The sequence below is a fragment of the Rhizobium sp. WSM1328 genome (assembly GCF_057653715.1).
Map to the genome: position 1 here is coordinate 486,083 of NZ_JBYGKO010000002.1, position 23,160 is coordinate 509,242.

The window sequence follows — 23,160 nt, forward strand, 5'->3', positions numbered from 1 at the left end:
TTCCTCCTCGGCGGGAGTCCGTATTATCTGCTTGTCGGTATCGGCTTGATAATCTCCGGCGGCCTCGTGCTGCGCGGTAGCCGGCTGGGGCCGTGGGTCTATACGGTAACGCTACTCGGTGCCGTAATCTGGGCGATCGTTGAATCCGGCCTCGACGGCTGGTCCCTGATACCGCGCCTCATTGGTCCAGCTTTGCTCGGCCTGTGGATGTGGTCGCCGTGGGTTGCGGGCAGGCTGTATCGCCATGAGGCGACCTCCGGCAACGCAGTAAGAGTTGCGAACCTTAGCTTTGCTCTAATGGTGGTCGTCTTTGTATTCGGCTCCGGCTATTGGATCACCGAGGCGAGGACGAAGGTGTTTTCGGCACCGAGTTCTCGGGAAACGGCCCCTCAGGCCGATGGCGATGGAGTTGCAATCGGCAACTGGCAATTTTACGGACGCACTCTGTCGGGAGACCGGTTTTCACCGCTCGATCAGATCAAGGCCTCCAACGTCAGAGATCTGAAGCAGGCGTGGTCGTTTTCAACCAATGATCTGCCAAAGTCCGGTGAGAACTCCAACGGTCGCGAGTTCAGCTTTGAAGCGACACCGATCAAAGCCGGTGACAACCTGTATTTTTGCACGCCGCACCGCGACGTGGTCGCCCTTGATGCGACAACGGGACAGTTGAAGTGGCGCTACGATCCGGGTGGCGACATGTCGCACAACGTCTACCAGGCCTGCCGCGGTGTCTCCTACTATGAGGCGACTGCGTCAGACGCAACGGGCGCCTGTAAGAGCCGGATCGTTCCCACTGCGTCCGACCTGCCGCGGCTGTTCGAGCTCGATGCAGCAACCGGCAAGCCTTGTGAAGGCTTCGGTACCCATGGCATGGTCGATCTTCGTGAACACATGGGGCCGGTCCCGCCGGGCTTCCACTTCATTTCTTCGCCACCGCTTGTTTTGAACGGCAAGATCGTGCTCGGCGGCTGGGTCTATGACAATCAGACGGTTGGCGAGCCATCCGGCGTCATCCGTGCCTTCGACGCAAACACTGGGACACTGGCTTGGTCCTGGGACATGGGAAAGACGCCGCCGAATAAGAAGCTCGATCCGGACGAGACCTATACCCGCGGCACGCCGAACGGATGGGGCGTCTACACGGCTGATCCGAAACTCAACCTTGTCTACGTTCCGCTCGGCAATGCCACGCTTGACTATTTTGGCAAAGAGCGCCGATCGTTCGACGACCAGTATTCGAGCTCGCTGGTTGCCCTCGACCTGACAACAGGAGAGGAGCGGTGGCACTTTCAGACAGTTCATCATGATCTGTGGGATTTCGACGTTCCGGTCGGGCCCTCTCTTGTGGATCTGCCCGGTGCCAATGGTGCAACGATCCCCGCACTGCTGCAAACCACAAAGCAGGGCCAGCTCTACCTCCTCGACCGTCGCGATGGCCATCCGATCACCAACGTCGAGGAAAAGCCGGTCCCGAGAGGTGATATTCCGGGGGAGCGGTATTCACCGACACAGCCATTCTCGACGGGCATGCCGCAAATGCTGGCGCCGAAGCTCCAGGAAGCGGACATGTGGGGTGCCACGCCGATAGACCAGCTCCTCTGCCGCATCGCCTTTCATCGGATGCGCGATGACGGCCTGTATACGCCGCCGGGCGTAAAGTCGACAATTGGCTGGCCGGCCTTCGACGGGACCTCGGACTGGTATGGCGCTACCATCGATCCCGAACGAAAACTGCTCTATCTCAATACAACCTTCATGCCATTCCAGCTCCAGATGCTTCCCTATCAGACAGCGCTCGACAAGGGCCTGTTCAAGCCTTGGGGAGGCTGGAGCGAGCCCTATCCACAGCCTGAATTCCAGAACAACCCCCAGCACGGAACACCCTATTCGATCGTGGTGAAGCCGTGGCTTAATATTTTCGGTCTGCCCTGCACGCGCCCGCCCTGGGGGCAGATGCAGGCGATCGATCTGGTGACGAAAAAGGTCGTGTGGCAGCGTCCGATCGGTACGACGCGAGACATGGGGCCGTTCGGGCTGCGTGCCCCCATCGGATTGCCAACTGGCATCTTCAGCATGGGCGGCAGCGTCGCGACGCGCAGCGGCCTTGTCTTCATGGCTGCAACGACCGACCAATACATCCGCGCCTTCGATGGCAAGTCCGGCGAAACGCTGTGGGAGGATCACCTGCCAGCAGGCGGCAACGCGACGCCGCTGACCTATCTCGGCAAAGACGGCCGCCAATACGTCGTTGTCGCAGCCGGCGGGCATGGCGGATTGCAGTCTCGCAACGGCGATGAGGTCATCGCTTTTGCTTTGCCGAAAAGCTGACTAACTGGCGGCAGGATACCACGGGACTCAAGCATCCGGTGAACCAGTGAGCACGGCTGCGCGCGTTACCCCTGATCCAAGATGGCGATTGCCTCATAGGGCCTGAGTTCTATGGTGTCGCCGAGCCGCTGAACCGGACCGTAATTGCAAATGAGGCAAGGCCCTTCGATCTGCAGCTCCGACGGCAGTGTGAGCGCCACGGCTTTCGGCCTGAAATTAGCGATCACAACGACTCGGTCTTCGTTCAGGGTCCGCGTGTAGACAAAGAGATCTGGATGGGTGTCGAGCCAGGACTGGTAGTCGCCATACACGACGACGGGATGCGTCTTTCGGAGTGCAATGAGCTTCCGGTAGTGGTTCCAGATCGATTGTTCATCGGTCATCGCCCTCTCGGCATTGACGGTCGCGTAGTTCGGATTGACCTCTATCCAGGGAACACCGGTCGAAAAGCCACCATGCGGGGCTGCGCTCCATTGCATCGGCGTTCGGGCATTGTCTCGGCCGCTTTGGTTGGCACCTTTGATGAAGTCCTCTGGCGACAGCCCAGCATCCAGGTGAAGCCGATGCATGTTGAGTGTCTCGACGTCCCGGTACTGCTCGATCGAGGTGAACGGCATGTTCGTCATGCCGATTTCCTCTCCCTGGTAAACGTAGGGCGTTCCCTTCAAAAGGTGCAGGACCGTTGCCAACATCTTGGCCGATTGAACGTGATAACCGCTGACGTCGCCGTAACGGGAAACTGCGCGCGGCAGATCGTGATTGCCCCAAAATAGCGAGTTCCAGCCATCCTTGGCGAGTGCGAGTTGCCACTTGCCAAGAACCGTTTTGAGGCCCACGAGGTCGAATGGCTTTGGCCGCCACTTGCCATAGATCTCGTCCCACTGCTGGGTCACGTGCTCGAATTGAAAAACCATCGACAGTTCGCCACGGTCCCGCCCCGAGTAAAGAAGTGCCGACCCCGGTGTCGCGCTCCAGGTCTCCCCCACCGTGAGGATGTCGCGACTTCCGAAAGTCTCGGCACTCATCTCCTGCAAGTAGTCGTGCAGGTGTGGGCCGTCCTTGATCAATTCCTGGTCCGGTTGCTTGCCGATGTAGTCGATGACGTCCATGCGGAAACCGGCGATGCCGCGATCCAACCACCAGTTCATCATCGCGTATATTTCACGGCGTACGGCCGGATTTTCCCAATTCAGATCTGGCTGGCGGCGGGAGAACATGTGCAGGTAGTATTCTCCGGTCTCGACATCGAGCGTCCAGGCTGGTCCCCCAAAAGAGGATTTCAGCCCATTCGGAGGCCCTCCATCTTTCGCGGGTTTGCGCCAGATGTAGAAGTCGCGGAAAGGGTTGTTGGTTGCTTCGCGGGACTGCTGGAACCAAGGGTATTCATCGGATGTGTGATTGACCACGAGATCGAGCATGATGCCGATCCCATGTTTTCTAGCCTCTTCAACGAGGCGGTCGAAGTCTGCTAATGTGCCAAATTCCGGAGCGATATCGCGATAATCAGAAATATCGTAGCCATTGTCATCCATTGGCGACTTATAGATCGGCGACAACCAGATCACGTCGATACCCAGCTTTCTGAGATAATCGAGCTTTGAAATCACTCCCGGGATGTCGCCGATACCATCGCCGTTCGAGTCGCAGAAGCTGCGGGGGTACACTTGATAAATCGTCGCAGTATGCCACCACTTCGGTCCGAGCGGAGACCGCCTCATCGGCGTTGCTGACAGGTCCATTGGGAGCGTTCCTTGAAAAACAGCTTTGAAGAGAGCGAACACTTGGACTGAGAGGTAGTTCCGGAACTGGGAGAAACTGCCTGGAAATCGACGAAAGCGGAAGAAGATGCGGGGAACATGTTTCCTTCGGAAACCGTTGAAAATGTTCCCGGGCAGGAGAAAGGTTTACAAGTGTCGAGCCGAAGCAGCAGCTGGTACGAGGAAGCTGTCATCTACAGCATCGATGTCGAGAAATTCTCAGACGGCAACGGTGACGGGATTGGTGACTTCGTGGGGCTCACTGAAAAGCTGATTTATCTTTCCGAACTTGGCATCACCTGTATATGGCTCCTGCCGTTTTATCGAAGCCCCGATCGGGATAACGGCTATGATGTCAGCGATTTCTATTCAATCAACCCGAAGGTCGGGACGCTAAATGATTTCCTGACATTCCTGCATAGCGCGGGGGAACATGGCATTCGGGTGGTGATGGATCTCGTCGTCAATCACACATCCGATCAGCACCCATGGTTTGAGGCGGCGAGGCGAGACGACAAGAGCCGCTACCGTGATTATTACGTCTGGAGCGCCGATCCTCCACCCGTCGCCGCCGGCGCCAAATCCATCTTTCCAGGTGAGGTCGGAAGCCTGTGGACCTATGACGACGTGGCGCGGGCGTACTATTTCCATAATTTCTATGAATTCCAACCGGAGCTGAACGCGGCGAACCCTCAGGTCCGCGAAGAAATACTGCGCATCTTGGACTACTGGATCGCATTCGGCGTCAGCGGGTTCAGGCTAGATGCCGCTCCACTCATCATCGCCGACAAAGGTCTCGAGCACGCCAACCCTCGCGATCCGCATGGAATCCTGCGAGAGATCGGCAGCTATGTGCAAAGCCGACGACCGGGCGGCGTTCTGCTCGGCGAAGTTAACCTTCCACCCGAGGCGACAGACGCTTTCTTCGGAGAGGGCGACCAGCTCCAGCTTTTGCTTAATTTCATGCTGGCCTGCTACCTCTTCGCCGGGTTTGCCAAGGAGGATGCTTCTGCGGTCAATCAGGGACTGAGCCTGCTTCCGGAACCGCCGCCAGGCTGCGGTTGGGTGAATTTCCTTCGTAACCTTGATGAACTCGATTTCTCGCGAGTGCCGCCGGATCTGAAAGAGACCGTTTTTGAGGCCTTCGCGCCGAAGAAAGAGATGCAGGTTTTTGATCGCGGTGTTCGCCGCCGTGTGGCGCCTATGCTGAGAGGTAACCAGAAACGGATAGAGCTCGCCTTCAGCATCATCTTTTCCTTGAGGGGCCCACCGCTCATCGTCTATGGCGACGAGATCGGCCTCGGTGAGGATCTTACTCAGCACGGACGCAATTCCGTGCGGGTGCCGATGCAGTGGTCGGGGAAAAAGAATGGCGGATTTTCGGCAGCAAATGGCGCCAAGCTTTGCCAACCGGTCGTGGGCCAGGGTTCGTTCTCCTACAAGCGAGTGAATGTTGCGGATCAGCAGGAGCGTCCAGGATCTTTACTGAATGCTATCAAACGATTCATTTCACTTCGCAGGAGCCAATCGATCTTCACGAAGGGCCGGCCGGTGAGGCTGAGTGCCGAGGATCCATCAGTTCTGGTGCATGGGTTTGAGGACGCAGGCACTCTCATGTTGTTCGTCCACAATTTTGCGAACCGAGGCATCAGGACGGAGATCAACTTCGGTGGCACCCAACCCCGCAAGTTCCGGAATCTGGTCGGCGGCGCGGAGTTCGAAGGAGCTGGAAAACCGGGGCTTGAGCTTGAGCCCTATGCCTACCATTGGTTTATTTCCGAAGGAAACGGTTCATGACGCTCATTGGTTACCATGCTTCCCACGAGCAGTTTGCACCAAGCCAACTCCTCACTTACGTGCAGGCTGCGGAGACTGCCGGCTTTGGTGGGGTGATGTCGTCCGATCACCTGACGCCTTGGAGCGTGAGGCAGGGCCAATCGGGTTTTGTCTGGGCCTGGCTCGGGGCAGCGCTCCAGGCGACGCGCACAATTCCATTCGGAGTGATCACGGTGCCTTCAGGATGGCGGTACCATCCTGTCATCACGGCGCAGGCTGCGGCAACCATCGCTGAACTATTCCCGAAGCGCTTTCCCTGGATGGCGGTCGGCAGCGGTCAGGCCATGAACGAGCACATCGCCGGTGAGCGTTGGCCGTCGAAATCGGAGCGAAACGCGAGGCTAGAGGCCGCCGTGGACATCATCAGGGATCTCTGGGCAGGACGTCTCGTCAGCCGGGAGGGACCGATCAAAGTCGATGAGGCGCGCCTTCATACTCTTCCTGCCAAATTGCCGCGAATCGTGGCCGGCGCCCTGTCGCCGGCAACGGCGGAGTGGGCGGGAGGCTGGGCAGATGCTTTGATCACCATCAACCAATCACAAGAAAAGCTTGTCGAGATCATCGACGCCTTCCGACGCGGTGGCGGACATGGCAAGCCGCTTTACTTGCAGGTGCATGTTTCCTACGCGCGGTCCGAAGAGGAGGCGAGGGCGAATGCCTTTGATCAGTGGCGCAGCAACGCAGTGACGGCGGCAATGTCAGAAACCCTGCGCCTGCCCGAGGAATTCGACGAGGCCTGCGCGAAGGTTCGGCCGAAAGACATGGATCAGCATGTTCGGATTTCCGCCGATCCTCAGCGGCATGTCGAGTGGCTGAAAGCCGATTTTGCCGCGGGCTTCACAGAGATTTATGTTCACAACGTCGGGCGTAATCAGACCGAGTTCATCGAGGTCTTCGGTGCAAAGGTTCTTCCATCTTTCAAGGACGGACCGTGCCATCCGCTCAAAAGCGCCTAAACCGATTTGCTTCTCGTGGGGGGACCGAAAGTTTTCTCCCAACCCTCACGCGGACCGGCTCGGGCGCGTGAGACCAGCTTGCTACGGATTCATCGGAGCATCCCATCGGTCGCGCCGACCTTCTGCCGGTACCGGTCTAAATAGGAGTGCAACGTCCGCGTTTAGAACCCAGTGGTCTTGCAAGTCGTATGGCCGGCGGCCGCTTCCTCCGTAGCGGGGGTCTTCGCTTGACCATGTCAGTTGCCACTGATGGTGGATCGGCGGCGCAAACAACGGATCTGGTATACTGTCGATGACCTGGTCGCGTCCGAAGTTGATGAACAATAGCCGTTGGTCATCCGGCTGGTCGGCAAAATATCTTAATAAGAACGCCGCACTGGACAAGACACTGCCGTCGATTTGAGAAGGAGCTGCGTGGGGGTGCCAGGAAAGGGCTTTATGCGTTCGCCGCAGAGCCAAGAGGTCACGGTGAAGAGCGACTGTGGCTGCGTGCTGTTCCCATTCAGACCAATCGAGTTTGACTTTCTCAAAAGTTTCGCGCGTGCAAGGGTCGGCGATAACAAGCTGTTCATCGGTCAGGTTCGGAAACTGACTGACGAAATCCCGCCGCCCATTGCGAACCGACGCAGCAATCTCGCCGTCTCGATCGGCGAAATAATAGAACGGTGGGGAAGAGCCGAATTCCTGCCCTTGAAACAGCATCGGCGTCTGAGGGCCGAGCAATTGAAGCGCCGTCAATGCGCGCAGGCGCGCTGGCGATGTCACTTGGCTTAGTCTGGCTCCGATCCCTGTATTGGCGATCTGATCATGATTTTCGAGAAAGTGAATGAAGTTCCACGGCCTCAGGTCTAGGCCGGGTGTCCCCCGTGGCCCGTCTTGCCAATCGTACCGCTGCCCCTGAAACAGGTAGCCATATTTCGCCGCGGAAACGAACTCCTGGGCCTTACCATGATGGTCATGAAGGTATGCTTCGTTGCGGCCCGTGAGAGCAACGATGGCCGAGTGGTGGAAATCGTCGTTCCAGAGCGCATCGAGACCGTGCCCCCCTGTCGCCACAGGCCGCACCATATCGGTTTGCTGCGGCTCGTTTTCGCTGACGAGGTAAATCCCAAGGCCTCGGGACGCGGCCCTGGCCTCTTTCGAGATTGCTGTGACGATGTGCTCGGGGCTGGAGTCGAAAAGGGCCTGGGTCGCGTCGATACGCAAGCCATCGAAGTGAAACTCGTCGATCCAGTAAGCACCATTCTTGCTCACGTACTCGCGGACGCTGGCAGTTCGGTCCGTCGAAATTGATCGATTTACCCCACTCGTTCGAGTAGCGGTCGGTGAAATAATCAGATGTGAAGTCGTCGAAGCGATTGCCACAACCAAAGTGGTTGTAGACGACGTCGAGGATTACCCCTAGGCCAAGGCGGTGGGCTTCATCTACGAACGATCGGACATCGTCTGGCGTTCCGTAAAGCCGGGTTGGCGCGTAGAGAAGGGTCCCGTCATAACCCCATCCAAAATCGCCCACAAACTCGTTGATCGGCATCACCTCGAGACAGTTTATGCCAATCTCTGCCAATTTCGGTAGCTTTTGCTTTGCCGCAGCAAATGTCCCCTCCTCGGTAAACGAACCGACGTGCATCTCATAGAGGACGACGCCTCGGGGATCGACCCCCTTCCATCCATCATCGCTCCACTGGAAGCTTGCTGGATCGATAACCACCGAAGGCCCGAGAGGGCCGTTAGGCTGGTAGCGTGACGCCGGATCGGCAAGCAAGTCGGCCGAGTCTCCGAAATGAAACTGATAGCTAGTGCCGTCACCAATTTCTGCGATCGTGAGGGAAAAATAGCCGTTTTGCTCCGACGCAAGTTGATGTTCCGAACCATTGCCGATTAAAACGAAAGCGCGCTCCCTTGCCGGTGCCCACAATCGAAAAGAAACTCCTTTGCAGCAAACCTCTGCGCCGATTGGGAGCCGCCTTCGTGTTTTCTCGACACTGCCTGATGTCGCCCTGTTTGCTTGCAGGTCTGTTAGATAGTGTGGATCCATTGGCCCCTCCGTCTGAGCCGCTCGGGCAGGAAGCTTGTAAGTGAGGCGCTGCCGTCAAACGTCAAATGATCGGTTTTCCGCCTGTTACCGCAACTGTCGCACCTGAGACGTAGCTCGACAGCGGATCGGCCAGCATTACGTAGGCTGTCGCAAGTTCCGCCGGCTGGCCCGGCCGCTGCATCGGAACCTGCTTGCCGAAATTCTTGACGGCCTCTTCCGGCATGGTCGATGGAATAAGCGGTGTCCAGATCGGACCCGGCGCCACGGCATTGGCCCGAATTCCCTTTTCCGCAAGCATCTGCGCCAGCCCGGCTGTAAAATTTTGGATGGCGCCCTTTGTGGTGGCATAAGCCAGAAGGTGCGGGCTCGGACTATCGGCATTGATCGAAGCCGTATTGATGATGGCACCGCCTGGCTTCATATGTGCCACGGCCGCCTTGGAGAGATAGAACATCGCGTGGATGTTGACCCTGAACGTGAGCTCCCACTCTTCATCGCTGATCTCACCGATATCCTGAAAGCTCGCCTGATGCGCCGCGTTGTTGACGAGGATATCGACGGCGCCAAGCTCCGCGCGCGCCGTCTCTATTATGCTGCGGCAGTGCTGCGCGTCTTGGATATCGCCCGGAACGAGAACCGCCTTCTGCCCGGCCTCTTCGATCCATCGCTTGGTTTCATTGGCGTCTTCATGCTCGTCAAGATAGGCGACGAGGACGTCGGCGCCCTCGCGCGCGAAGGCGATCGCGACGGCGCGGCCAATACCGCTGTCGCCGCCGGTAATGATGGCCTTCTTGCCGCTCAGGCGGCCCGATCCACGGTATGACTGCTCGCCGTGATCCGGCACAGGTGACATCGCATTGGTCTTGCCGGGCATTGGCTGGCGCGGTGTCTCGAAGGGGGGCTTTGGATAGTCCTTCATCAGAAATCTCCTTTCGGTTTGGTTGTCGGATCGTCCTCGGATGACGATACAGCAGAGCGCGGTAGCCGCGTCGCTAGCACCTTATCCGCGACGTTCGAGGGATGGCCTGGGCATCATTGTCGGGAAGCATCCCAACGACCGTCGCAGTATGTGGCGCGATGAACCTGTGCGACCGCCGAAAGTTCCATGAGCTCATGTCGCTTCGGCCCGCGCTTTACTTCTGCCGAGGCTGCTTCAGCTCTGAGCCAGCCGCGCCCTGCAGGCCCTGCCGCTTGGAAGCGGCTGCCTGGTAAAGCGTCCGAGCTGCATTTCGCACTTCCTCCTGGACCGCCTGATCCCTGTCATAGGCCGTGTGGCTCGTTGCATAGGGCTCCCAGTAGCCGATGTAGCGATCGACCTCGGCCAATGTCCCGGCGGGTTCGAGATCCATCGACTTCAACCAGTCGGACACCGACCGGCGAACGTTTTCCGCCCCTTCCGTGTCGCCGTGCACGATAACCGAGAATAGCCGGCCTTCCAGATGTCGTGGATAGTCCCAGCCCCTCATCTCCAGTTCCTTTGCCTCCTTCGCATGTTTGCCATGGGTGGAGGTCGGGTCCGGATTGCCACCGTCGGCGCAGACCAGGCGGTCGATCATCAGCTTCAATGGGGAGGACGTCTGATACCAGTTCACCGGCGTGACAATCATGATACCGTGTGCCTCAACCCAGAGCGGATAGATGTCGTTCATCCAGTCGTGGATCTGGCCGAGCGAATAGTTGGGATAGCACGAGCAGGGCCAATGACAGAGGGCGGCAGCGGTCGAAAAGCAGGCTTTGCACGGATGGATCTGCCGTCCGTATTCTGACGCCAACCGGCTGAGATCGAGCACTTCCACATGGACCCGCGGCTCCTGCTCCAGAACCCCCCGGGCGGCTTCCACCATTCGGAAGCTTTTCGACAGCTCGCCGGGACAGGTATGTTCGCTGCGTGATGATCCGTTGATCAGCAGGAAGCGGACCGGGCCGTCGGGATCTTCATGCCGACGCTGGGCGTCCTGGATCGCTTGCCGGGCGGCCAACCAATCGACGGCCAGATCATAGTCGGGATCGGCGAATTCCGGGCCTGCCTTGCGCGTCTTCGGGCTCTTCCTAGAGTTTTCGTAGGCGTCCCATGCCGCCTCGGTGATCTTGGCAAGTTCGGCAGAGAGCGCCTCGTAGGCCGGATCCTGGAACTGATTGAGAAAACGCCGCTTGAATTCCTCCTCGGGCAGCCGAGGGCTCGGGCTGCCCTTGCGAGGTCCGAGGTCCGGCGTTCCAGGCTTGGGCAATGAAGGCATGGTCGCTCCGTTGAAGGGATGAGTTGAATGAACGTCCGCGGAAACCGACTGTTCCTCGAGGCGTTATTGAAAGCGGTCGACTGGCCGCTAAATCCTCATCGATAGAAATCGAGGGACTCAATCACCGAATGTCAAATCGCGCTGGGAGTGGCTGCTCCGCGATCCTTCTGATCACTGTCTTGATTTCATCATGCTCCAGCGAGCAGGACCAGCAGCGCAAGACGCTGCAGGGAATTTTGTCCTGGACCGCCAGCGCCGAGATGATCGTCGACGCGCGCACCCTGGGCCGGGCTCCAGAAACGTACAGCGGATTGGCCATTGAGCGTTGCCGGGAAGAAATCACAACCCTTGTCAACGAGTTGGGCGATGAAGCGCCGGAGGCCGTAAAAAACATTCAGCCACTGCTGCAGGCGGCGGCCGCTGCGGCCTCGAAAGGCGATCGACCCGCGGCCGAACGCATACTTGAAGCGCTTCGACACGCAAGGTCGGAGATTGAGAGCGGGATGCCGAGGGCATGAAGAAGCTCCTGCAGATCTCCCTCGGCATCGTTACCAGCGTCGGTGGCTTCCTCGAAACCGGCCTCATCGCGACGTCGGCGCAGGCAGGCGCCGCCTTCGGTTTCCAGCTGATCTGGGCAGTCATCCTCGGCACCATCTGCCTGATCTTTCTTGCGCTTGTCGGGGTCGAGAGCTGAAATGGCTTTATCGACTTCCCCAGTGCGCAAAGACCATTCCTGGGTCGATTGTACCGCCTGTCCGGATGTAGCGACTTCCATGTCCGCACAGAGGGTAAATCTCTGGCGGATCTTGTATTTCGTGCAGTAGGTGTTTCGAGCAATTGTGAACAGCCAGGATTTTACGCTGGTCCCGGGCCGAAATTGATCAATGTGAGCGAGCGCCTTGAGCACCGTATCCTGCGTGAGATCGTCCGCATCTGTCACAGATCGTTCGAACCGCATCGCGAACCGGTGCACCGCCGGCATTAACGCAACGATTTCGTTTTTGATCTCCGCACCCGTTCCACCCAGTCCGCTCATGTTCTCTCTCCTCGTGGTCGAAGAAGAATGAGCATCGAAGCTACGCGTTCCCCCTCGTTCTGGAACAGTGCGGAACCGTACAGGAGATCCGGACGGGAACGGCTAACGCCTCACGAAAGCCAGTGTTGTTCTCGCTTCGGAAGCCTCCACTTCCGATCTCGGACCTGCTGCGTGAAAGTCTATTGCTGGGCTGCTTCGAACATCATCCGAAGGGTGGCAAAGACACAGAGTAAACAGACCGGCCAGGTGAAGGCCGAGTTCGGAAGCAGAAGTGCCAGCTCCCGAAGGATAGAGACGTTTGATCTTCTCAGTCCCCAGGTACCCACGGTTCGTAGTCGCCATCGACATGTCCGCGCCTACCCGTGGCGTTCAGCGAGCCTTTGGGCCGATAGGCCTGTGCGGTTCCCGTTTGGTTCGATCGGTGTAGTTTTTGCCAAGGCCGAGGGACGTATGTTTCCATTGACAAGGCGATATCTGTTTTATTCTGCATCCAGCCAAACCAGCCTGGTGGGATTTTTGCGTCAGCGTAGCCATTGTAAATCACCCAGCGTCGGCGCACTCCGAAAGAGGTCACGCCGCCTCCATAGTAGACGTTGCCGAATTCATCCGCGCCAACCCGCTTGCTATGTCTCCAAGTCAGGTACCGGGTGCCGATGGTCTGTCCATTCCACCAGGTGAACATTTGTAAGAGCAAGATCCTTTTGCCGACAAACTCTCTGGCTGGCTGAAGACCGAGGCCGGGAGGTCGGGTGGGATAGCCGCAGACAATCATCTGGGAACCGGCGAGCGATCTGGAGGTTTGAGAATTGCAACTCGAACCCTGAAGGGAAAATCAAATCATGAAAATGAAACTCATCTGCGTCTCATTACTTGCAGCCGGAATGGCCACGAGTGTCTTTGCTCAGTCCTCGAATTCCCCAAGCGGAACCGCGACCGGTACCGGTGTGACCGGTACCGAGAACGGTGGGGGAACCCAGACCATGCAACCGACGATGGACCCGAATTCCACGGGCAGCACGACGAACGGCTCGATGGGCTCCACATTGCCTGGCGGTTGCAGTGGCGGCAGTGATTCTGCGAGCTCGACCGCTTCGGGTTCTGTGCAGACCCAGGGTGGTCTGAGTGATGCGACCCCGCAGGGCCAAGCTTGTTCTCAGTGAGAAGACGTGACGTCTTAGTCATAAGGAATGGCGGCCTCGGCGATGCCACTTATCGTCGCGCCGCCATTTCGCATCACCGGCCATGACCTGGCCGCTACGGGCTAGGGAAGTGGATGCGAACACCAGAGATCTGGCTTTGCTCGCCGATCCGGCCCAGCCATGGAAACTGCCTGATCTGGCAGACTTGTGTGGCATGTCACGCGCCACATTCATGCGGCACTTTCAGGACAGGTTGGGTTGCTCCGCGCTCGATCTGTTGACCGATCTCCGCATGAGTTTGGCCGCCAACGAGCTAAAGAAGCCAGCAATCAGCACCGAGACTGTGGCCGAAACGGTCGTTATCAATCTGTCTCGGCATTCCGTCGTGTATTTACTGAGAGAATGGGAATGACCCCTGGGGAATGGCGCCGACAAGCGCATGCCGGGCGGGCGCGTTCGAGGATTGATCCTTTCGCGCATTATATTGAGGTAATTAAGTCTCGATATTATCAGAGACGACCGTATTGCTCTCGATCATTATAGACAGGGAGACCACGGTGGGCGACCTCGCACAGAAACTCAAAAAAGTCAGTCGGCTGTTCTGGATTGAGACGGCGGAGCGGTGGTAAGTTCATTTTGGCATAGGGCTCGACAGCAGTCTGCCCAGCGACCGACCGCACGGCGGAGCGGCACGGACTGTGGCCGTTTGTTTTGCACATTCGTTAAAACTGTACCGGCTTTTCTAACCCCGGCGTCAGACATCGCATGAAATGGTGCCGGCCGGAGGTAACGATGATCCGACTGGTTTCCTGTATCACCGAGCAGCATAGTTGGGCGCTATTGCTTGTTGCGGTCTGTGTTTGCACCGCCGGAAATCTGGCGGCCGTGTTCATGCTGTCGCGCGCGCGCCAGTGCGTCAAAGCGCATCGGAACTTGTGGCTTGCTATAGCCGGGACGGTGCTTGGCGGGACGATCTGGGCAACACACTTCATCGCCATGTTGTCGTACAGTATTCCTGTATCGTACCAGATGATGGAAACCGGTCTGTCCATCGTCGCGGCGGTGGCGATTTCTTGTCTGGCGAGTTTTACATCGCTCTATGTTCCTGGCCGGCAGGGTGCCGTGGCGGCCGGTATCGATGACGAGATCAGGGTGCTCAGGGATCAGCTGGCCAGAAAGCTAACGTTGCAAAACGCGCAGTTGAGAAAAATGCTAGAGCGGTTTGAACGGTGAGCGTGGCGCGCTGCCTGCCCTTTTAAGCTTGTTGTAGGTGGACAATCACAGATTTGAATAAGGTGTCGCCGGTTCGAGTCCTTTCAAGGCGAAAGGGCGTAGGGACTCGGCATTTCACTAATCGGCGGCCAATCCGGCTGTGGGGACGCCGTTAAGTGGTTGCGTTGAGAAGCTCGAGTTCCAGTACCCTGAACCGCTTGGTGTCACGAAGCCGGTGAGAAGAACGAGAAGGGGAGTTCTAAAGTTTACGGAGACGGGCCATCAAATCAATCAGCCCCGGTCTGTGCGACAAATTGTCGGCCGCCGCCGGCGGCCCTCAGCCCCGAAATTCGCCTTCGTTCATGTCACGTTCGTCGTAGTTGAGGTCCCAATCCTTGGCATCTCCATCTTTGCCCGGAGTCTTCTTATTGACGGTCGCGTCGTCCGAATGGGTGATGACACGCGGCTTGGCGCTGCTCACGCCGTTGTTGGATCCTCCGGCATGATTGCTTTCGGACTGTCCTTTGGCGTCGTTCTCGATTTCTGCCTTCGAGGGGTTTTTACTTTTTTCCATGTCGCTAGTGCTCCTTGGTTGTCGATGTGTGATTCTCTGATGTCCGGTCTGTTTCTTTCATGGCCCGGTCCAATCCTTTCGCCGCCGCCTTGGCCAGATCGTTGCGATGACGGTCGGCGGCGGGGCTGTCTATCGAGCGAGCGTCATCTGTCTCGGGAGGGATCGCCTCCGGCGTCGTTTCGCGTTTCGGCATTTTCGATTCCTTTCTCGGTTATCCCAATCGACCCCAGGCGGGATTCCATTCAACGCCTTCGACAAGCTCGACGAAGACGGTTTCGCTGCTATCGGCTTTATGCGAATCTGCGAGTTTGAAGGCTGCTTCCGGCTCCATTTCCTCGCCGGGAAAGATCGTATCGTCCGCAGCTGTGTCCGCGACCTTGCGGACATATCCGCGAATCCGATCGCCGGAATGATAGAATTTGATCACTAGCGACCCAGCAGGCGCGACACCGGTAGAGTATCGCCGATAGTCAGGGCGTTCCTCTGGCGCGTCGAGATCACCGGCCCTATACCAGTGCGCGAGGTCCTGACCCTCCGGTCGCCCTTCGTCTTCGCAGATTTGGTATGCCCGCAATCTCCGTGCGTCATCGTCAATCACGGTTCTTGCTTGCTGCTCGATGACCTTCAGGACGACTTTGCCGCGGATGTGCTTTTCCTTGAGGGCGGACTGGGCTTCTGCGGCTTGACGAAGCTCGAAGGTGCTGGCAACGACGACCTTCACCTTGCCCTGATCGAGCAACGCCGCGATCTCCTGCAACTGAGTGCCGTTCGGCTGAGCGGTGTATCGTCCCGCCCGAATCTTCAGTTTTTTGGCTCGCGCCTTGTCCGGCTCCTGGAGTGTCGAGATCAGTGCTCCTCCCGGCTTGACGACGCTGAAGCTACGTTCCTGTGTCTCGCCGCCGATCAAGTCGAACATCACGTCCACAGGCTCAATCACGTCTTCGAACTTTTCCGCCTTGTAATCGATCACCTGATCAGCACCGAGATCGGTCACGAAGTCCCTGTCGGACGAGGACACTGTCGTCGCGACCCAGGCACCTTTGGCCTTGGCGAATTGAATAGCGAAATGCCCGACGCCGCCCGCACCCCCGTGAATAAGGACACGCTGGCCAGATTGGAGCCCGCCATGGTCGAACAGGCCCTGCCACGCAGTGATGCCGGCCAAGGGTACGGCGGCGGCACCGACCGCATCAAGCGACTGCGGCTTTGCCGCGACCTCATCAGCCCGCGCCAGCACGAATTCCTCGTAGCCACCATGTTCCGGCGACAGGAACGCAAAAACCTCGTCGCCAATCAGGAAGCTGGCAACGTCAGAGCCGAGGGCAGCGATCTCGCCGCTGACATCTCGGCCGAGCACATAGGGAAGATCCTTTTCAGTAACGACAGGATATTTGCCCTCGCGCATCTTTGCGTCGACCGGATTGACGCTTGCAGCAAATACTTTGATGACGACTTCGTCGGCGGCGGGGGTTGGCCGATCGATTTCCTCGATCGCCATGACTTCCGGACCGCCGAAGCGATGGATACGGACAGCTTGCATGATAGGTTCCCTTTAAGTTCGAGAGTAAGTTTGAAACACGCGCGAGGCAATGTGCTCATTCATCTGTCGGCGGATCGCTTAGTGGTGAACGGGCAATTGACTATGCCGCCCGATGATCAACGTTTCGGCTGCTTGCCAAAATCCTTGCGCAGCTCGTCCTTGGCCCTGTCGAGCGTCGCCAACCGCGACTTAGAAAGCTGCTTGCCGGCGCGATTGATATAGAAATTCAGCATCGACATGGCGGACTGGAAAGGGCTGGCCTTGCGGCGGAGCTATGTTCGGCCGAGGCTTGCAGCGAGTCGGCGATCTTCTTGGCGCTACGCCGTTTGAAGACGCCGCCTTTCAGATCCATCGCATCGCTGTTTTCGGTCACATCCTGCGACCATTTCTGTTTGGATTTCTCCTTCGGCACGAACGTTCCTCCATAGAAGAAGCGGCGCCACTGTCGTGACGCCGTGTCCTATCAATGATGCGCGTGGTGCTCGTTGCGCTTGCGCGTGGCTGCAGCTTTCTTGGCTGAGGCCGAGCGCTCTTCCCTGGTGCGCGACGCAGCGGCGGCACCGCCCTTGCGCCCGCCCTTTTCGGAAGAGGCGTGGTCTTCGGAATGGCCCCGGCCGGACCCTGATTTCTTGCCACCGCCACTTTCCCTATTGACGGTGGCCCAGGCACGGCGTTCGGCTTCCTTATCGGAGACGCCACGGTCCTCGTAGCCTGCCTCGACATGCTCGGCCTTGCGCTTCTGCTTATCGGTATATGCGGATTTGTCGCGGGGCATGGAACATCTCCTCTTGCTTAGATGAAGCAAGGAAAACGACGTCTCGCCGCCAATGTTCCTCGACCGGCCGCCCCAGTCGTCGGCTTCTGTCGGAATTGGTCAGTGGCGTGCGTTCCGTACACGGCACGTCCCCAAGGAACAACGCCGATCTGCGAAGACCTTCCGGTTGAGCCATCATGCAACAATGCCGTGATGAAACAGCTTTCTCCGCCCACATGTCCGCGGTCGGATCACATCGAGACTGGCGAGGCGGGGTCACGGCCTCCGGGTGGTCGAATGCCAGCCCATACGCAACGCAGGCGCCCCTGTCGTGAGCGCCGATGGCGAACCGTCGTCTCGATGCCATTACCTTGAACAAGGCGTTGTTCGAAGCCTTCGATGATCGCGGATACAAATGTCCTCGCTATGTGGGCTCAGGTTAGGCGACGGCGCTACGAGCCTGCTCGGGATGCTTTCCCTCTGCGAACTCCTCAACGATTTTGGCGCAGAACGCGGGCAGGTCGCCCGGCTTCCTGCTCGTAACGAGTCCCTTGTCGGTAATCACTTCCTTGTCCACCCAGGTTCCACCGGCGTTTTCGATGTCTTTCTGGATCGACGAGTAGGACGTGACCGTGCGACCCTGTAGTACGTCTGCTTCCACCAGCAGCCATGGACCATGGCAGATGACGCCGACGGGCTTCGCCTGCTCAAAGAATGACCGAACAAACGAAACGACATCGGCGTCGGCTCGCAGCTTGTCCGCCCCGACGCATCCACCTGGAATGACGAGGCCGTCGAAGTTGCTTGCGGCGACATCCGTCACCTTCCTGTCTACGGCATACGAGCTACCGGGGTCGAGGTCGCTATTATTTGTCTTGGCTTCGCCGGCCTCGATGCCGACCACGGTGACTTTAGCGCCGGCAGCCTCGACTGCTTCCTTGGGCTTCTTGAATTCAGGCTCTTCGGTGCCGCGGGGTGCGATAAGGATCGCAATCTTCTTGCCTTCGAGGGTCATGATTTTCTTCCTGATTGTTGAGATTTCGACCGTAAGGTCACCTTTAGAAAACCCCTTCTCGCAGTCGAAGTTCCCAACCCACGATCAGTCCTTTTTAATTGGATTGTGCCCCCAGTTCACCAAGGCATGCCGCCACGGCGAATGCTCGTTGTCGTCCTTTGGCCCACCCTGCTTAAGATCGATGGACATACCCGACAACCTTTCGCATGTGTGCGTAGTCGTCGTCCGTGAGCTCTTCCTTCTTCTTATGCTTGATTTCGACGATGCGGCGAGGTCGACTTTGAGTAGGCGACACCGAATTTCTCGGAGACTTCCTTGTCGAGGATCGGTCTCACGTTGGCTGCCACCTCTTTAGTTGTTTTTCCGTCGGTGGCCGCAGCGATAAGATCCGCTTGCCCCTGGTCGCCCATTTGGAGAAGGGTTTTCAGATCCCCTTTCAGGAAGGCGGCGACAGCGGGATTTGCCGGAGCATCGGGCTCTTCTCGGCATTTACTGTAACATAGGCGATCAATGGGATCACCGCGATGGGCAAGGGATGTTCCGGAGCAAGAGTGCCATCCATGTCGAAGTGATCACTGAACAGGACACCAAAATGCCGCTACCAGGCCTGCACCGCTTGCGAGATGATGCTAGATCGGGTTCGTGAAACGATTTGATGACGGCGGCGCGGTCAAGTCTTCAGCGCCGCTGGCACGTGTATCGCAAACCGCGCACCGGGCGCGGCGTCTTCAATGGCGAGCTTCGCCTTCAACTGTCTTACGAGGCCACCGATGATCTTCATGCCAAGGCTATTGCGCGAGCTGTCCCGTAGGTCGAAACCTTGGGGAAGCCCAACGCCCTGATCCGAAACAGCGAGTAAAATCTCCTCTGCGGCTGTCTCGATTTTGACGTCGATCCTGCCACCACCAGATGGATAGGCGTGCTTGAACGCGTTTGTCACGAGCTCATTGACGAGGAGGGCGACCTGGATGGCGCCGTCGGCATCGATCCGGCACGGAGTACCTTCAAACACAATCGCGTGCTGATTAGATGTCTGAGCAAGACGCTCGCACAGGCCTTCGAGAAAGTCGGCCAAATCGATCGTTTCGAGATCAGTCTGTCGCCACAGATGATCGTGCATCGCTGCAATCGTCGCGACCCGGGCCTCGGCATCGGTCAGCGCCCGCTTTACCTCAGCAACATCGGTCCCTCTCGCTTGCATCGCCAGCATTCCGGTCACCAGCATCAGACTGTTCTTCACCCGGTGGCTCATCTCGCGCATCATGACCTGCTGATGTTCCTCGGCTTGATGCCGTTCAGTGTCATCGCGCATGATCTTGAGATAGCCGACTTTGTCGTGCCGGGCCTTGAGCGGCATGGTCAGGCCGCTGCCCCAGAAGCGAGATCCGCCCTTTCGCACGTGGAAGCGCTCATTTTCGGCGCGTCCCTCCCGATTGGCGGTCTCGATTTCCCATTCAAGTGCGCCGGCCTCGCGCTCTTCCGGGGTAAACAGGATCCGCGCGTCGCGTCCGATGATTTCTTTTTCTTCGTATCCGAGGATGCGGCGTGCGCCTGCGTTCCAGCTGAGGACGAAGCCCTGCTGGTCGAATGTGAAGATCGCATAGTCGGTGGCGCTCTTCAGGATGAGCCGCAGTCTTTCCTCATTCGACCGGACCGATTCGTCCTCTTCAAGCGAGCGAGTACGATCGCGCATGATCTTGACGAAGCCGATGGACTGCCCGGCATCATTCTTCAACGGCGTGATCAGGCCGGAGGCCCACAGATGGCTGCCATCCTTGCGAACGTGCCATCTATTGTCTTCGGCGCGCCCGTCCGATAGCGCAGTGTGCATCTCGGCGAAAAATGCCCCCTGCAGTTGATCGTCGAAGGTAAAGATCAGCGACAAGGATTGGCCAATGATCTCATCGGAAGCGTAACCCAGAAGGTTACTGGCGCCGGCGCTCCAGGTGGTCACGATGCCATTGAGGCTCGTCGTGATGACCGCGTAATCAGTCGCGCTTTCGACGATATGCCGATAGATATCGGTCCCAGGGTCGAACGGATCATCCCGCATTTGTTGTCGATCGCAGATGTTCATATCGCGCTCTCAACTGCGACAGGTTTGTTGCAACCCTAGCAGCCTAGATCGCCTCCGTGTCGAACGGTCAGAAACCGCACATTTCTTCGCGTTTGTGAAGGAGCGGAGAGACATAATGTTGTTGTCATGCCGTCGCACGAGACAGCGTGGCTCCCTTGAGGACACTTTCGCCGGAGCAGTGCCCATCGAGCGCTAAGCGTGCGCACGAGAAGCAAAATTCAAAATCAGCAGCTTGTGGAAAGTGGGAAGGGCGTTGCAGCTGGAACGGTGATCGCCCTTGCCGAGAAGGGATTAAATGTACCTATCCGGTTTTTTCAAAACCAGAACATTGGTGAAATCACCTCCGTCAAGGCTTCGGGGGCAAATACCTCGGCAACTAGCCGATTTTGGTCATCGCATATCCGAATGCTCCAAAGTGTAAATTGTCTTCGATCCTTGAGGCGCTCAGCGGCCATATCGCGTATGGCCTGCCTAGCTTCGCTCCCTGCAGTTGCCAGGTCGTGGAACTGTGATCCCTCCGGATCAACAACGAACTCCCTCAAAAAATTGAGGTGGGAAAAGAACGTCTCCATAAGCAAATGCTGCAGTACGACTGGCCACTTTGCAAGCCTCCGGTGTTGATTTCCACTGAGAGCTGACCCGGCGTTTCCACCGACCTATGGTGGCAGCGATAGCGCCCGTCGGTTCGACGCCAGCTTGCAGTGTCGAGGGATCCGCCATCGCGCGAGCTGCCACGACCGGCAAGGGATTGGCAGCCGGGTCCGGCGCTAGCCTGTAAACGAAAAAGCCGCCGACGCAGGATAGGATAACAAGAATGCCCAAGCTGCTGATGGTCTGTCGCCAGCTGGTCTGCGGATAGAGGAAGGGGAGGCACGCGAGAACGAAGGCGAAAAGTATCAATGGAGCCACCAGGCGCGGGACCAAAGCCCATCCGTCCAGTCCTGCCTCTGCGAAAGCCCAGACCGCAGTGGCGGCGACGATAACCGCATAGAGGAAAACACCGCTGCGCCTGTGCATGAAGAAGAGAACACTGCTTGTGACAAATGATATCCCGGCTATCGAATAGTACCAGCTCCCTCCCAACGCCGCGAGCCAGCCCCCGCCAACACCAAGAACGGCTCCGATGAGTGAAATGACTGCAGCGATAACGAACAGGTAGATACTGCGGCGCCCCGTCGACATGCGAGATTGCAACATCCAAGCTCTTCCTTCTGCCTTTGCCAATTTGACCTGCAAAATACATCATGGCATGACATAAATCATAGTGCGTACACGGCAAGGCCTGGAGCGCATCACAAACTTGTGCACGCGCCCATTGCCCGGAAGAGGCAGAAAATTCGACTAGTGATGACCAGGCAATCACATGCAATCAGAAGGAGGTTTTTCAGCTGCTGGAGGGCTCATCGGCAAATATGGTTCGCCGTGCAACTGCACTCAGGGTGAGACCTTGGACGATGATGCTGAACAAGACCACCGCATAGGTGGACGAGAGAATGACGAGCTTCGCCGGACTCTCCGGAACGGACAGCGCCAGCGCAATCGAGATGCCGCCACGGATTCCCGCCCAGGTGAGGAACGGCACGTTCCTGGTCGACATTATATTGCTCGACCAGGCAGCCAGCGCGGGGGCGCCGACGGCGACCAGCCGTGCCAGCAGAACGAGCGGAATGGCCACGGCTGCCATCTCCAGTGACAGCGTGTCGAATTTGAGGACGAGCACTTCGAGCCCGATCAGTAGGAAGAGAACCGAGTTGAGGATCTCATCGATCAGCGTCCACAACCCGAACAGATAGGTCTGGGTGCGATCGCTCATGGCTTTGCGCGGCCCGTGATACCCAATCAGCAGGCCCGCGGCGACCACCGACAGCGGCCCGCTGACATGCAGCCTCTCGGCGATGGCATAGGTTGCTGTGACGAGAGCCAGCGAGATCAGCACCTCGACGGAATAGTCGTCGATCAGCCGCATGCCCCAATAGGCGATGCCGCCGGTGACGATGCCGAGCAGGAGACCGCCGCCGCCTTCCACCAGGAGGAGTTTGAGGATCGAGCCGGCGGTGATCGTGTCACCCTCACCCTGGGTCGCAAACAGCAGCATCACCGTGAAGAGGACGATGCCGATCCCATCATTGAACAGGGATTCGCCCTGCATCTCCACCTCAAGGTCGGCAGGCACCTTGACGTTCTTGAGCGTCGCCAGAACGGCCACGGGGTCCGTGGGGCTAATGAGGGCGCCGAACACCATCGCCCAGGCCAGCGGCATCTCCAGTCCGAACAGTTTTGCGAGGAGCCAGAAGCCGACGCCAACGATAGCGGTGGACACGATCGTCCCGAACAGGGCGAGGATTGCCACGGGCGCGGCGCGTTCGCGCATCCTGCCCAGATCGACATGCAGCGAGCCGGCAAACAGCAGGAAGGCCAGCATTCCGTTCATCACCACCTCGGTAAAATCGATCCGGAGCAGGGTCTGGGTCAGCGGCTCGAAGAGGTGCCGCTCGGGATAGGCGGCATCTACTGCGACAAGGATCAGCGATGCCGCCACACTCATCACCAGAAGCCCGATCGTGTTCGGCATCGGCAGGTATTTATGATTGATCCAGCCGAGTACTGCCGAAAGGCTCAAGAGAATGGCAGAAAGTTCGAAGATTGACACGGCTACCCCCA

The 23,160-nt window shown here is 58.1% G+C and carries 18 protein-coding genes and 6 pseudogenes; 7 read left to right on the plus strand and 17 right to left on the minus strand.

Annotated features, from left to right (window positions below; genetic code table 11):
* The first annotated feature begins 45 nt into the window (after positions 1-45).
* Positions 46-2,328: a membrane-bound PQQ-dependent dehydrogenase, glucose/quinate/shikimate family gene (locus AC2444_RS25840; RefSeq protein ID WP_206615955.1), complete on the plus strand. Its 2,283-nt coding sequence runs from the start codon at positions 46-48 to the stop codon at positions 2,326-2,328.
* Positions 2,329-2,393: 65 nt separating this feature from the next.
* Here the strand turns inward: AC2444_RS25840 and AC2444_RS25845 are convergent, their stop codons facing one another.
* The gene (locus AC2444_RS25845; RefSeq protein WP_128450193.1) at positions 2,394-4,067 is read right to left on the minus strand and encodes a glycoside hydrolase family 13 protein; all 1,674 of its coding nucleotides are present in this window, start codon (positions 4,065-4,067) and stop codon (positions 2,394-2,396) included.
* 117 nt (positions 4,068-4,184) lie between these two features.
* On the opposite strand from AC2444_RS25845, the gene AC2444_RS25850 reads away from it, so the two are divergent.
* On the plus strand, positions 4,185-5,882 hold the full coding sequence (locus AC2444_RS25850; protein WP_128450194.1) for an alpha-amylase family protein: 1,698 nt from the start codon (positions 4,185-4,187) through the stop codon (positions 5,880-5,882).
* Positions 5,879-6,877, plus strand: a complete 999-nt coding sequence (locus tag AC2444_RS25855; protein ID WP_128450195.1) for a TIGR03885 family FMN-dependent LLM class oxidoreductase — start codon at positions 5,879-5,881, stop codon at positions 6,875-6,877. The genes AC2444_RS25850 and AC2444_RS25855 overlap by 4 nt, the downstream gene beginning before the upstream one ends.
* Before the next feature lie 81 nt (positions 6,878-6,958).
* Here AC2444_RS25855 and treZ read toward each other — a convergent pair.
* The 3 genes and pseudogenes from treZ to AC2444_RS25870 all read right to left on the minus strand — a co-directional run bounded on the left by treZ (position 6,959) and on the right by AC2444_RS25870 (position 11,152).
* Positions 6,959-8,795: pseudogene (gene treZ, locus AC2444_RS25860) on the minus strand (malto-oligosyltrehalose trehalohydrolase).
* A gap of 181 nt (positions 8,796-8,976) precedes the next feature.
* Positions 8,977-9,834, minus strand: coding sequence for an SDR family oxidoreductase (locus AC2444_RS25865; RefSeq protein WP_128450196.1), 858 nt, complete (start codon positions 9,832-9,834; stop codon positions 8,977-8,979).
* Between the two features lie 214 nt (positions 9,835-10,048).
* On the minus strand, positions 10,049-11,152 hold the full coding sequence (locus AC2444_RS25870) for a flavodoxin family protein (protein ID WP_128450197.1): 1,104 nt from the start codon (positions 11,150-11,152) through the stop codon (positions 10,049-10,051).
* Positions 11,153-11,175: 23 nt separating this feature from the next.
* Here AC2444_RS25870 and AC2444_RS25875 point away from each other — a divergent pair, with 23 nt between their 5' ends.
* Positions 11,176-11,670 carry a hypothetical protein gene (locus AC2444_RS25875; protein WP_487762908.1) on the plus strand — a complete coding sequence of 165 codons (495 nt, stop codon included), beginning with the start codon at positions 11,176-11,178 and terminating at the stop codon, positions 11,668-11,670.
* A pseudogene (locus tag AC2444_RS25880) lies at positions 11,667-11,822 on the plus strand (divalent metal cation transporter); the annotation flags it as partial. The gene AC2444_RS25875 and the pseudogene AC2444_RS25880, both read left to right, overlap by 4 nt.
* A gap of 57 nt (positions 11,823-11,879) precedes the next feature.
* Here the strand turns inward: AC2444_RS25880 and AC2444_RS25885 are convergent.
* A pseudogene (locus AC2444_RS25885) lies at positions 11,880-12,188 on the minus strand (sigma-70 family RNA polymerase sigma factor); the annotation flags it as partial.
* Positions 12,189-12,495: 307 nt separating this feature from the next.
* Entirely contained in the window at positions 12,496-12,870 is a 375-nt protein-coding gene (locus AC2444_RS25890) for an NADH:ubiquinone oxidoreductase subunit NDUFA12 (RefSeq protein WP_245461299.1), read from the minus strand.
* 611 nt (positions 12,871-13,481) lie between these two features.
* Here AC2444_RS25890 and AC2444_RS25895 point away from each other — a divergent pair.
* Together AC2444_RS25895 and AC2444_RS25900 are read left to right on the plus strand one after the other, a co-directional pair.
* Positions 13,482-13,774: pseudogene (locus AC2444_RS25895) on the plus strand (helix-turn-helix transcriptional regulator); the annotation flags it as partial.
* Positions 13,775-14,119: 345 nt separating this feature from the next.
* Positions 14,120-14,560: an MHYT domain-containing protein gene (locus AC2444_RS25900; RefSeq protein WP_164902807.1), complete on the plus strand. Its 441-nt coding sequence runs from the start codon at positions 14,120-14,122 to the stop codon at positions 14,558-14,560.
* Between the two features lie 316 nt (positions 14,561-14,876).
* Here AC2444_RS25900 and AC2444_RS25905 read toward each other — a convergent pair whose 3' ends face one another.
* The 11 genes and pseudogenes from AC2444_RS25905 to AC2444_RS25955 all read right to left on the minus strand — a co-directional run bounded on the left by AC2444_RS25905 (position 14,877) and on the right by AC2444_RS25955 (position 23,149).
* Positions 14,877-15,113, minus strand: a complete 237-nt coding sequence (locus tag AC2444_RS25905; protein WP_245461300.1) for a hypothetical protein — start codon at positions 15,111-15,113, stop codon at positions 14,877-14,879.
* 4 nt (positions 15,114-15,117) lie between these two features.
* The gene (locus AC2444_RS25910) at positions 15,118-15,306 is read right to left on the minus strand and encodes a hypothetical protein (protein WP_128450201.1); all 189 of its coding nucleotides are present in this window, start codon (positions 15,304-15,306) and stop codon (positions 15,118-15,120) included.
* An 18-nt stretch (positions 15,307-15,324) separates the two neighbouring features.
* Positions 15,325-16,653, minus strand: a complete 1,329-nt coding sequence (locus tag AC2444_RS25915) for a zinc-binding dehydrogenase (protein WP_128450202.1) — start codon at positions 16,651-16,653, stop codon at positions 15,325-15,327.
* Positions 16,654-16,769: 116 nt separating this feature from the next.
* Positions 16,770-17,005: pseudogene (locus AC2444_RS25920) on the minus strand (DUF3175 domain-containing protein).
* Positions 17,006-17,116: 111 nt separating this feature from the next.
* The gene (locus AC2444_RS25925) at positions 17,117-17,428 is read right to left on the minus strand and encodes a plasmid stabilization protein (RefSeq protein WP_128450203.1); all 312 of its coding nucleotides are present in this window, start codon (positions 17,426-17,428) and stop codon (positions 17,117-17,119) included.
* A 418-nt stretch (positions 17,429-17,846) separates the two neighbouring features.
* A complete protein-coding gene (locus tag AC2444_RS25930; protein WP_128450204.1) occupies positions 17,847-18,422 on the minus strand; it encodes a type 1 glutamine amidotransferase domain-containing protein in 576 nt (191 codons plus the stop codon).
* 84 nt (positions 18,423-18,506) lie between these two features.
* Positions 18,507-18,693 (minus strand): annotated as a pseudogene (locus AC2444_RS25935) (DUF3140 domain-containing protein); the annotation flags it as partial.
* A gap of 399 nt (positions 18,694-19,092) precedes the next feature.
* Positions 19,093-20,499 (minus strand): sensor histidine kinase, encoded by a 1,407-nt coding sequence (locus AC2444_RS25940; protein WP_245461301.1) that lies wholly within the window; start codon positions 20,497-20,499, stop codon positions 19,093-19,095.
* Between the two features lie 314 nt (positions 20,500-20,813).
* Positions 20,814-21,071: a DUF6894 family protein gene (locus AC2444_RS25945; protein ID WP_432431634.1), complete on the minus strand. Its 258-nt coding sequence runs from the start codon at positions 21,069-21,071 to the stop codon at positions 20,814-20,816.
* Positions 21,022-21,696 (minus strand): hypothetical protein, encoded by a 675-nt coding sequence (locus tag AC2444_RS25950; protein WP_128450205.1) that lies wholly within the window; start codon positions 21,694-21,696, stop codon positions 21,022-21,024. The genes AC2444_RS25945 and AC2444_RS25950 overlap by 50 nt, the downstream gene beginning before the upstream one ends.
* Positions 21,697-21,883: 187 nt before the next feature.
* Complete coding sequence (locus AC2444_RS25955) at positions 21,884-23,149, minus strand: cation:proton antiporter (protein ID WP_348630199.1); 1,266 nt, start codon at positions 23,147-23,149, stop codon at positions 21,884-21,886.
* Positions 23,150-23,160 lie beyond the last annotated feature (11 nt).